At 44.0% G+C, this 11,547-nt stretch carries 7 protein-coding genes; 6 read left to right on the forward strand and 1 reads right to left on the reverse strand.

What is annotated here, in order from left to right; genetic code table 11:
• Window position 1: 1 nt before the first annotated feature.
• A complete protein-coding gene (locus tag OAG1_RS10170) occupies window positions 2–3,061 on the forward strand; it encodes an efflux RND transporter permease subunit (protein ID WP_338626310.1) in 3,060 nt (1,019 codons plus the stop codon).
• A 44-nt stretch (window positions 3,062–3,105) separates the two neighbouring features.
• Here OAG1_RS10170 and OAG1_RS10175 read toward each other — a convergent pair whose 3' ends face one another.
• Window positions 3,106–3,873 carry a DeoR family transcriptional regulator gene (locus OAG1_RS10175; RefSeq protein ID WP_016403310.1) on the reverse strand — a complete coding sequence of 256 codons (768 nt, stop codon included), beginning with the start codon at window positions 3,871–3,873 and terminating at the stop codon, window positions 3,106–3,108.
• Window positions 3,874–4,114: 241 nt separating this feature from the next.
• Here OAG1_RS10175 and OAG1_RS10180 point away from each other — a divergent pair, with 241 nt between their 5' ends.
• From OAG1_RS10180 to pfkB, 5 genes are all read left to right on the forward strand, one after another.
• A complete protein-coding gene (locus OAG1_RS10180; protein ID WP_016403309.1) occupies window positions 4,115–4,615 on the forward strand; it encodes a PTS sugar transporter subunit IIA in 501 nt (166 codons plus the stop codon).
• Window positions 4,616–4,627: 12 nt separating this feature from the next.
• Complete coding sequence (locus OAG1_RS10185) at window positions 4,628–6,028, forward strand: PTS mannitol transporter subunit IICBA (RefSeq protein WP_338626311.1); 1,401 nt, start codon at window positions 4,628–4,630, stop codon at window positions 6,026–6,028.
• 132 nt (window positions 6,029–6,160) lie between these two features.
• Window positions 6,161–8,785 (forward strand): phosphoenolpyruvate--protein phosphotransferase, encoded by a 2,625-nt coding sequence (gene ptsP, locus OAG1_RS10190; RefSeq protein WP_338626312.1) that lies wholly within the window; start codon window positions 6,161–6,163, stop codon window positions 8,783–8,785.
• A 32-nt stretch (window positions 8,786–8,817) separates the two neighbouring features.
• Window positions 8,818–10,548: an alcohol dehydrogenase catalytic domain-containing protein gene (locus OAG1_RS10195; protein WP_016403306.1), complete on the forward strand. Its 1,731-nt coding sequence runs from the start codon at window positions 8,818–8,820 to the stop codon at window positions 10,546–10,548.
• 9 nt (window positions 10,549–10,557) lie between these two features.
• Window positions 10,558–11,475, forward strand: a complete 918-nt coding sequence (pfkB, locus tag OAG1_RS10200) for a 1-phosphofructokinase (RefSeq protein ID WP_338626313.1) — start codon at window positions 10,558–10,560, stop codon at window positions 11,473–11,475.
• Window positions 11,476–11,547: the final 72 nt, after the last annotated feature.

Below are 11,547 nucleotides of genomic sequence, written 5' to 3' on the forward strand. Positions count from 1 at the left end.
CGTGACTATTGCTGAATACTCGATAAAAAATAAAGTTATAAGCTGGATGTTTTTGGTCATTCTGGCGGTTGGTGGCGTAGTGTCTTTTGCAGACCTTGGGCGTTTGGAAGATCCCGCCTTTACGGTTAAAGACGCCATGGTTATTACCTCTTACCCTGGCGCTACATCTACAGAAGTAGAAGAAGAGCTGACCTATCCTCTAGAAAAGGCGATTCGTCAGTTACCTTATTTAGATAAGGTTACCTCCACCTCATCAGCTGGTTTGTCGCAAATTATGGTGAGCATGAAGATGGACTATGGTCCTGATGAACTGCCGCAAATATGGGACGAGTTAAGACGTAAAGTAAATGATCTGGAGCCCTCGTTACCGCCAGGTGTAAATCCTGTTCAGGTTATGGACGACTTTGGTGATGTTTATGGCGTAATGTTAATGGTTACCGGTGAGAACTATTCTTACGTTGAGTTAAAGCGCTATGTTGATTACTTAACACGTGAGCTAGAAGTAGTTGATGGCGTGGGGAAAATTAGTTTAGCGGGTGACCAACAAGAGCAATTATTTGTAGAAATGTCGCTTAAACGTGTGGCAGCGCTAAACCTAGATATGAACACTGTAGCTGGATTATTAGCCCAGCAAAATGCTGTGATTAGTGCAGGTGAGGTTACTGTTAACTCTCAAACGCTCACATTACGCCCAACCGGTGAACTAAATTCTATCGAAACCTTTGAAAACCTAATTATTCATGGGCGCGATACTGGTAATCTTATTCGCTTAAAAGACGTAGCTACCGTTACCCGTGATGTGCAGGAAGTACCCAGTAACTTGCTTAATTACAATGGCGAACCTGCTCTAAACCTAGGTATTTCGTTTTCCTCTGGGGTTAACGTTGTTAAGGTGGGAGAGGCTGTTGACGCGCGTTTAGCCGAGCTTGAAAACATCAAACCAGCCGGGATTAAGATTCACACGCTTTACAATCAAGCCAAAGAAGTTGAGCAGTCGGTTAACGGTTTTGTGCTTAGTTTGGCTGAAGCAGTTGGTATCGTGATTGTGGTGCTGTTGTTTACCATGGGTTTGCGCAGCGGAGTGATCATTGGCGCCGTGTTGCTATTAACAGTGATGGGTACTTTCATATTGATGAGTATCTACGACATTGAATTGCAGCGGATCTCGCTTGGCGCATTAATAATTGCGCTAGGTATGTTGGTCGACAATGCCATTGTAGTTGTTGAAGGTATTTTGGTAGGCATGCAACGAGGCAGAACTAAAGTCCAAGCCGCTAAAGACATCGTAGAGCAAACTAAGTGGCCGCTATTAGGCGCAACGGTGATTGCCATTGTAGCCTTTGCACCAATTGGCTTATCGCCTGATGCTACGGGTGAGTTTATGGGCTCACTGTTTTGGGTACTTTGTTTTTCACTCTTTTTGAGTTGGATTACTGCAATTACCTTAACGCCTTTTCTTGCTGACTTATTGTTGTCGTCTAAAACCAGCGAAAAACAACAAAACAATGATGATCCCTACAAAGGTGTTCTATTTGTTGTGTTTGGCCGTTTATTGAAGTTCTGTTTGCGCTTTAGAATGCTTACAGTAGCAGTGATGATAATGATGTTAGCTGGAGCATTTTACGGCTTTAGCCTAGTAAAGAACTCATTCTTTCCGCCATCAAATACGCCAATGTTCTACGTTGATATGTGGATGCCAGAAGGCACCGATATTCGTGACACCTATAAGCAAGTTCAAAAAGTAGAAGACTTTTTGTTAGACAAAGAGCAAGTAGAGTTTGTTACTTCTACAACTGGCCAAGGCTTGCAACGTTTTAGCCTTACTTACAGCCCAGAGAAAAGCTACGAAGCGTTTGCTCAGCTGCAAGTTCGAGTGGTTGACCGTGAACAAATGCTAGATCTGATGCGTGAGCTTGATACCAGTTTGCGTGACTCTTTTAGGCAAGTCAGCTTCCAGTTCCGATTAATGGAAATTGGTCCATCACCTGCCTCTAAGATTGAAGCGAGAATTATTGGTTCTGATCCGCAAGTACTTAGAGATATAGCCACTCAGGTTGAGGACATTTTTAATGCCGACTCTGGAGCGCGAAACATTCGTCATGATTGGCGCGAACGGACTAAAGACTTGCTGCCTCAGTTTAATGAGTCTCAAGCTCGCCGCTTAGGTATTTCTAAACAAGATTTAGCTGACACCTTACAAATGGCCTTTGGTGGTAGTGCTATCGGCTTGTTTAGAGACGGCACCGAAATGCTGCCAATTGTTGTTCGTTTACCAGAAGAAGAGCGGGTTGATTTTTCAACGGTGCAAAACCTAAAGCTTTGGAGCCCGGCGCTGCAAACTTATGTGCCTATTCAGCAAGTAGTGGATGACATTAGCTTAGATTGGGTTGAACCGCTTATTCAACGCCAGGACCGCAAGCGTACGTTAACGGTATTAGCAGACCATGACATCCTTGGGGATGAAACTGCGGCTAGTTTGTTTGGTCGCTTACGTCCTCAAGTTGAAGCTATTGCTTTACCTGTTGGTTATTCAATAGAGTGGGGTGGTGAGTACGAGTCATCAAACGATGCACAGGAAGCACTATTTAGCTCATTGCCAATGGGTTATCTGTTTATGTTCATCATTACGGTGTTTTTGTTTAACTCTATTCGCCAGCCTATTGTTATTTGGCTCACGGTGCCGTTGGCGGTAATTGGTGTGGCTATTGGCCTACTTGCAACCAACTCGGCATTTAGCTTTACCGCTTTATTAGGCGTGTTGAGTTTAAGTGGTATGGTGTTAAAAAACGGCATTGTACTGATGGATCAAATTAACATTGAGACTCACTCAGGCAAAGACCCTTACCAAGCAGTAGTTGATAGCGCAATTAGCCGGGTAAGGCCGGTGAGTATGGCAGCATTAACCACGATATTGGGTATGATGCCTTTAGTATTTGATGCCTTCTTTGGCTCAATGGCGGTAACCATTATGTTCGGTCTTGGTTTCGCTACAGTGTTAACTCTAGTGATTGTTCCGGTATTGTATGCCTTGTTTTATCGAATAAAACCTAGCCAAGCATAAAAGAAAAAGGGCGCAATTAGCGCCCTTTTTACTATCAGTAATATTTAGACCAAATACACCTGAATATTATTCTCTTGAAGCAGTTCAATCATAGCCTTATCGGCATTTTCTCCGGTAATCACAATGTCTATCTCATCTAAACTAAACAGCGATAACCCTCCAAATACGCCCACTTTATCTGCCGATACCATCGCGACAACTTTGTCGGCGTATTGCAGCATCTTCTTTTCTTCCATAAAGGTAAGTAAGGCAGACTTAGTTAAACCCGCTTCGGTAAGGCCGTCGCCGCTTACTATTAAATAGCGCCCCTGATACGAAGTATGGTTATCTGGAGACACTAATAAGCTTTGGCTTTTAATGTACTGCCCACCCAAAACAACTAAGTGAGGGTAGCTCTGAGAAATCAAATAAGTAAGCAAAGGCAGGTAGTTAGAGTAAACATGCACATGAGTATCAGTTAAATATTTCCCCATTAAGAATGGGATCTGCCCTTCACCAACAAAAATGTTGTCTCTTACTTCACATAAGTCGACTGCTTTACGCGCAATGCGGTCTGACTCTTCATAGTTTTCATAGTCAGATATGTTTGGGTAAAACCCCACCATACCGGGTGAACTAACAACATTGGGCGAGAGTATCTTCTCGGCGCCGTTACGTATTTTTTTTAATTTTCCTTGAGTATCTAGGTCGATAATGTCGCGGCGAACTGTCGCAGGAGAGCAATCTAGAAGCTCTACTAATTGTTGAACACTGGCCACAGTATTCTCTTGGAGGTGGTCTAAAATTCTATTATGACGAAGCTTGGCTGGCATTTGAAAACTCTTGAAATCTTCTTGATTAAAAAAGATTGTAGTTGATTACGATTTGAAAACTTTTACCCCGATCACAGAGTTTTTGATTATAAATGATTGCCTATGATTAGTTATGACTATAAAAATGCGAGTGTTGCTGTTTTGTTAAAGCCAATCGTTATATGACGTCAAATCTAATCACCTTCTTTGACACATAAATTTCACTTTCTATACTCGGTTTAACGTGATGCGAGGGATAACAATGAATCAGGATCTGATAACAAAACAAAGCATTTTGCTCGACTTTGAAGCTGAGTCTAAAGATGAAGCTTTATACAGCATATGTGCTCAATTGTTTTTGTTACGCAAAACCACAGACCCAACCGGCTTATATAACGACATTATTAAACGCGAGAACATTGTTAGTACATTTGCTGGGCAACATACTGCTATTCCCCACGTAATTACTCAACACATCAATGAACCGGTGTTGTGTTTCGTTCGAGTAAAGAGTGATGAGTTTTACTGGAATGAAGAGGATGAGGATGTTCGCATCATCTTCTTGCTTGCTGTACCTCTAAAAGAAAATTTAAAAAAGCTTAGAGAGTCTCAGTCATATGTATTTTCGTCGATTGCTCAATTAATGACAGATCCTTCGATGATAGAACTATGGCTAACAACAAATGAAGAGCGAGTGATACTCGACAGCTTGAACTTGGCCTTTGAGTCAAATTTCAAAGCAACTACGAGCATAAAGGAATAAGGAGTTAGACTAATGTCTGCTAACAATTTAAAGGTTGGCGTTCAGTCAATCGGACGTTTTTTGAGTGCGATGGTTATGCCAAATATCGGGGCATTTATCGCGTGGGGTTTAATTACAGCTTTATTCATCCCAACAGGGTGGCTACCTAACGAGAGTTTGGCCGCCTTAGTTGGACCAATGATCTTGTATTTACTACCTCTACTGATTGGTTACACCGGCGGTAAAATTGTCGGCGGAGATCGCGGAGCCGTTGCTGGTGCCGTGACCACCATGGGTGTTATTGTGGGAACCGACATCCCCATGTTTATGGGCGCGATGATAGTAGGTCCGCTGGGTGGTCTTGCTATCTCTAAGTTTGATACTTGGGTGCATGGTAAAATTAAACCGGGTTTTGAGATGTTGGTAAACAACTTCTCGCTTGGGATCATCGGCATGATCATGGCAATGGTTGCTTATGTGATTATTGGCCCTGTGGTTTCGGTGCTAACTACCGCGTTAGGCGATGGTGTGGGCTGGATTGTAGACCGTTCTTTATTGCCGCTAGTATCGATTATTGTTGAGCCAGCTAAGATCTTGTTCTTGAATAATGCAATTAACCACGGCGTATTTACTCCACTTGGTGCTGAGCAATCTGCTGAAGTTGGCGCTTCTATTTTCTATCTTATCGAAACTAACCCTGGTCCTGGTTTAGGCATTTTGCTTGCCTACATGGTTGTAGGTAAAGGTACTGCTCAAAAATCAGCGTATGGTGCATCTATTATCCACTTCTTTGGTGGTATCCACGAAATTTACTTCCCATACATCTTAATGAAACCACGCTTAATCATCGCGGTAATTGCTGGTGGTATGGCGGGCGTTGCTTTCAATATGATTACTGGTAATGCCTTAGTAGGTCCACCATCTCCAGGTTCGGTATTTGCCTTAGTGCTTATGTCTACTGGTGGTATGGGTATCATGCTAACCCTAGGTTCTATTGCTGTTGCAGCAACAACTTCATTCCTAGTTGCATCGGTGATTATTCGTCGAGACGCATCAGAGACTGATGACTTAGAAGCAGCGCAAGCAGCGGTTGATGCCAACAAAGCGGAATCAAAAGGTCAAATCCCTGCAGGTGCTAGCGCTTCAATCGCTGCCGGCGGTGAAGTGAAATCTATTGTTGTTGCTTGTGATGCAGGTATGGGCTCTTCAGCCATGGGCGCCACAGTGCTAAGAGGCAAGATTAAAGATGCAGGCTTAGATATCAATGTCACCAATTCAGCCATCAACGATTTGCATGATGCCGACATTGTAATTACTCAACAAGAGTTGTCTGCCAGAGCCAAAGAGAAGTTACCTAGTGCCCGTCACGTGAGCATCGGAAACTTCATGGATGCAAGCTTCTACGACAAATTAGTCGCAAGCCTTAAAGCCTGAGCTTAGTCATTCATTAGGTAGCGCCTACAGCACAGCAGTACCGCTGTAGGCCGCATCTTTATTAACCATTTACGTCAAATTGCCCAGCCTACGCGGCAAGGTGTTTTGCTAAATCAACAAAACGAGATAAGCATGTCCTTTTTTAAAAGTTTATTCGCTTCCAGTGAGAAAGAGACAGAGGTTGCCTCTCAACCAGAATTGGTGCAGTCAGCCACTATTGAGCAGCCAGTTGCTGCTAAAAAAGAGCCAGATTCGCTACAGGTGGAAACTAAGCAAATCTTTCTAAATCAAAATTTTAATAGCAAAGAACAAGTATTGCGTTTTGTGTCTGAACAAATGTTGGCACTAGGTTTAGTAAACGCCGATTACTTTGACGCTTTGCAAGCAAGAGAAAACAAAGTAAGTACCTATTTAATTAACGGCGTGGCTATTCCCCATGGCGTTAACGAAGCAAAGCCCCTAGTTGCGCAAAGTGGTGTGGTGATTGTGCAAATTCCCGAGGGCATTAGTTGGAATGACAACGGCGATAGCGTGAAGCTGGTTGTCGGCATTGCAGCTAAGGGCGAAGACCATCTTAGTCTTTTACAAACCTTAACTACGGTTGTAATGGATGAGACTTTGTCAGCTCAACTAGCATCTACAGAAGATAAGTTCGACATTATTAACGCATTAGGAGCAGGAGTTTCGGCAGAGGCAGTGGTTGAAGATGATTTTGCTATTAGCCAAAGTGCTCTCATTGTGGATGAAGCGGGTATGCATGCTCGTCCTGCAAGTTTGCTTAGTGAACAAGCGGCCAGTTTTGCCAATACTCAAATCCGCATTCGAAACGGTGAGCAATCTGCCAATGCAAAATCTATGGCTGCATTATTGGCCATGGGCGCAAAATTGGGAGATTCAGTCGTTGTTTCTGCCGAAGGTGAGCAAGCCGAACAAGCGGTTCAGCTTTTATCAGACATGATTAAAGCTGGCTTAGACAGTGAAGAAGATAACGCTAACGCGGAGTTTAATCCTTTAGCGGGCTTGCCGGCTTTAGCTAATGCCACTGGTGATGCAGTGTTGCAGGGGATGGCAGCCTCACCGGGTATTGCCGCTGCACCTATATTCGTACTGCGTGCTTCAAACATTAATATTAAGCAGCAGGGCAGTGGCGAAAGTAATGAAAAGCAAGCACTGCAAGAAGCGCTAAGCAAAGCCGCTGAACAAAGCGACGAGTTACATAACAAGCTATTAGAAAAAGCACCACAAGAAGCCGCTATTCTAAAAGCGCAAAAGCAGCTACTAAGCGATGAAGCGATAAATCAAGAATGTTTGCAATATATAGAGCAAGGCAACAGTGCTGCTTGGTCTTGGCAACAAGCCTTAACGTCACAAATTGATGCTTTATCTAAAGTTGAAGACGAGCGACTAAAGGCACGTATAGCCGACCTAAATGATGTAAGCCAGCGTGTTATCGCCATTCTTACCTCAGCTGAAACACTAAGTTTCCCTGATGAAGAGTTCATTTTGTTGGCAAAAGATCTTTCACCTTCGCAAACTGCTGGCTTAGAAGGCAAAGCGGTAAAAGCCATTGCTACCGAGTTAGGTGGACCTAACAGTCATATGGCGATTTTAGCGCGCGGCTTGGGTATTCCTGCAGTGGTTGGCGTTGGCGCTGGCAAGTTGTGCGAAGTGGCAGACCAACAAATGGCAGTGGTCGACCCACAAAGTGCTAGTGTAGTGATTAACCCTAGTAGTGAAACACTAGAGCAAGCAAGCCGAAACATCGACACTTGGTTACAAATGCGTTTAGCCGAAGCAGAGCATCAACATGAACCTGCTGTAACTAAAGATGGTCGCCATATTGAAGTAGTTTGTAACATCGCTAAACCTAAAGATGCACCAAGTATCTTGGAAAATGGCGGAGAAGGCGCAGGCTTACTTAGAACAGAGTTTTTGTTTGAAGCTTCAAGCGAAGAACCTTCCATTGAGCAACAGATAGACGCACTTAAAAGCATCGCAAAAGAGCTTGGCGATCGCCAACTTGTTGTGAGAACGGCGGATATTGGTGGTGACAAACCGGTGTCGTGGATGGATATGCCGCACGAAGATAACCCGTTTTTAGGGGTTCGTGGCGTACGTTTATCGTTTAAACACCAAGACATGTTTGAACGTCAACTAGAAGCCATCTATCGCACAGCTATTTGGCAAGTAGAGCAATTTGGTAAATCAGGGATCCACATTATGTTCCCAATGATCGCCAAAATGTCTGAATGGACCAAAGCCAAAGAAATGGCCGATAAGATTCGAGTGTCGCTTAATGCACCTGAACTGCCCTTAGGCATTATGGTTGAAGTGCCATCTGCTGCTTTAGTGGCCGACACCTTAGCTAAACATGTCGATTTCTTCTCTATCGGTTCTAACGATTTAACCCAATACACCTTAGCGATGGATAGACTAAACCCAGAGTTGTGCTGTGAAGCTGACAGTTACCATCCAGGTTTGTTGAGGTTAATTTCTATGACCGTTAAAGCAGCCACTGCCAACGGTAAGTGGGTAGGGGTGTGCGGCAACATGGCAGCCGACCCCAACATTGCTTGTTTGTTAGTGGGGATGGGGGTTCAAGAGCTGTCGGTAAGTCCAGCTAATGTTCCAGCAGTAAAAAACATCATTCGTTCGGTGTCTTACAGCAAGTTGCAGGCTAAAGCAGAAAAAGCCCTGCAAATGTGTAGCTCCGAAGCCGTCATGGCAATGTACAAAAACCATGATGATCTTATTTAGCAGAAAACAGAATATAAAGAGTAGGTATCAAGATGACTAGTCAATACGAAAAATATCAACAACTAGACCAAGCAACACCAAATACCACCAGCACTTGGAACATGTACGGCGCCGGTGTGGAAAACATTGGTAAAGATAATCAGCCAGAACTATTCAATGTACCTGAACCAGCAGATAACCAACTGCTAGTGCGAGTTGACGCAGTAGGCCTGTGCTTTTCTGATGTTAAGTTAATTAACCAAGGTAGCTCGCACCCTAAACTGTACAACCGAGATTTACGCAAAGAACCAACGCGTTTGGGCCATGAAGCCACTCTCACGGTAGTTAAAGTGGGCGAAGGCCTTAGTGGTGAATACAAAGTGGGTGAGCGTTATGCGATGCAGCCAGATATTTACCAAAATGGTAAGAGTACCGCCTACGGCTACACGGTTCCTGGCGGGTTAACTCAGTATCACTTAATTGGCCCAGAAGTATTAGAAACTGATACAGGTTCATGTTTGCTTAAAGTGTCTGACGAATTAGGTTTTGCTGAAGCAGCCTTACTTGAGCCTTGGGGATGTGTTTGGGCGTCTTATACCCAGCGTCGTCGCTTAGAGCCAAAGCAAGGCGGTGTAATGTGGATCACTGGCCAAGCTGATGACCAAATAGCTTATGGCTTTTCTAAAGGCCTAGAAGCACCTGCCACTGTAATTCTTAGCAACGTACCGGAAGCTTTTCGTCTTTTGGTAGAAAGCAAAGCTAAAAATGTTTTGATTCGCAACGACATTAACGCTGGCAACTTAGAGCAAGCAGTTGCTGAGTTTACCGATGGCGTAGGCTTTGATGACATTGTGGTACTAGCACCACAATCAGCCGACGAACTAACGAGTATTGCTAAACATGTTGCCCGTCGCGGCACCATGAATATGGTCGGTAAGAAACCAGTAGATGGTTTAGTAAATGCCGATGTTGGCCGTTTACATTACGACTACGTAGCCTTTATTGGTAATAGTGGTGTAGATGTAGCCGACTCCTACGGTGAGCAGCGCAACCGCTGTGATTTAAGAAAAGATGGCTTTGCTGTTTTTGTTGGTGCCGGTGGCCCAATGGGTCAAATGCATGTTCAGCGCGCAATTGAGCTTAAAGACGGTCCACGTCAAGTGATTGTGACCGACATTAACGACCAGCGTTTAGCTGAAATTGAAGCGCGTTTTGCTAGCTTAACCGAAAGCAACAACTGTGAATTGGTGACTTACAACCCAATTAACAACCCAGTGAGCCTGCCAGAATTTGTAGAGTCTCATAGTAAAGGCAAGTTAGCTGACGACGTAGTGGTGTGTGTACCAAATGCCGATATCATGGCCGAGTCAGCTACCTTTATGAAAGATGACGGCATGTTGGTATTGTTTGCTGGTGTTCCTAATGGCACCTTGGCACCGGTAGACTTTAGTTCTGTTTACCTTAGTAATGCCCAATATACTGGTACATCAGGCTTAACAATTGAAGACCAAACTGTAGTGATGGATAACACCGTAGCAGGTAACATTGCTCCAGCCATTTGTGTTGCAGCTATTGGCGGTATGAATGTGGCTAAAGATGGTATTGAAGCGATGATTGATGCTAAGTACCCAGGCAAGATCCTGATCTTTCCACAACTAGAAGATTTACCGCTATTAGGGTTAGATGAACTAGCTGAACAGTTACCTACTGTGGCAAATGCCTTAGGTAAAGGTAACACCTGGAACATTGCAGCCGAAAAAGCCTTGTTTGAAGCTTACTTATAAGGAATGACGATGATTTACACATTAACACTAAATCCAGCTGCTGATTTAGAGCTGCAAATAGATGAGTTTGCTTTTGATAGTGTAAGTCGTGCCAATCACTCACGCCTAGATTGCGGTGGAAAGGGCTTTAATGTATCTCGGATGCTTAAAAACCTTGGTGTAACAAGCACCGCAATGGGTTTTATTGGTGGCTTTACTGGTCAACGCCTAGCAAGCGAATTGAGTAAAATGGACATTAAAAGCCAGTTTACTCAAATAGCAGGCGAAACCCGCACTAACGTTACCGTTGTGGAAGCGGGGAATAAGCGACATATTAAGGTGAATGAAGCGGGCCCAGAAGTTAGCCCAGAAGAGCTAAAAAGCTTAGTCGACCAAGTTAAACAAAACCTGCACGCAGGTGACTGGTGGGTATTAGGTGGCAGTTTACCTAAGGGCGTAAGAGCTAACTTTTATGCAGAGCTTATTACACTGATTGAAAATGCTGGCGCACATGCGGTATTAGATACCAGTGGAGAGGCTCTGCGAGAAGGGATATTGGCTCAGCCAAGCTTAGTTAAGCCTAACCTTGACGAAGCTCAAGAGCTATTGGGTTTAAGTAGCGAGGAGTTAAAACAAACTCAAGGCTGGACCCAAGCTTTACTCGCCATGGGACCTAAGAACTTAGTAGTGTCTCTTGGTAAAAAAGGTGCGTTAATGGCAAATGAACAGCAATGCGCTGAGTTTACCAGCCCGAGCATTGTTGAAGCTAACCCTATTGGGGCCGGAGATTCTATGGTGGCCGGGTTGGTTTGGCGCCTAAGTTTAGGCGAATCATTAGCTCAGGCTTTACCTTATGGCTTGGCTTGTGGCGCTGCATCCGCTAGCAGGCAGGGCACTGATTTAGGTTCACTTGATCAAGTAGAGCAACTTAGAAAAGAAATAAACTAAGTTTTAGAAGCTACAGCAAAAAGGCTTATCGAAAGATAAGCCTTTTTTATTGGGTTAATTGAAACTTACTTC

Source organism: Agarivorans sp. OAG1, from assembly GCF_037076485.1.
GTDB lineage: Bacteria > Pseudomonadota > Gammaproteobacteria > Enterobacterales > Celerinatantimonadaceae > Agarivorans > Agarivorans albus.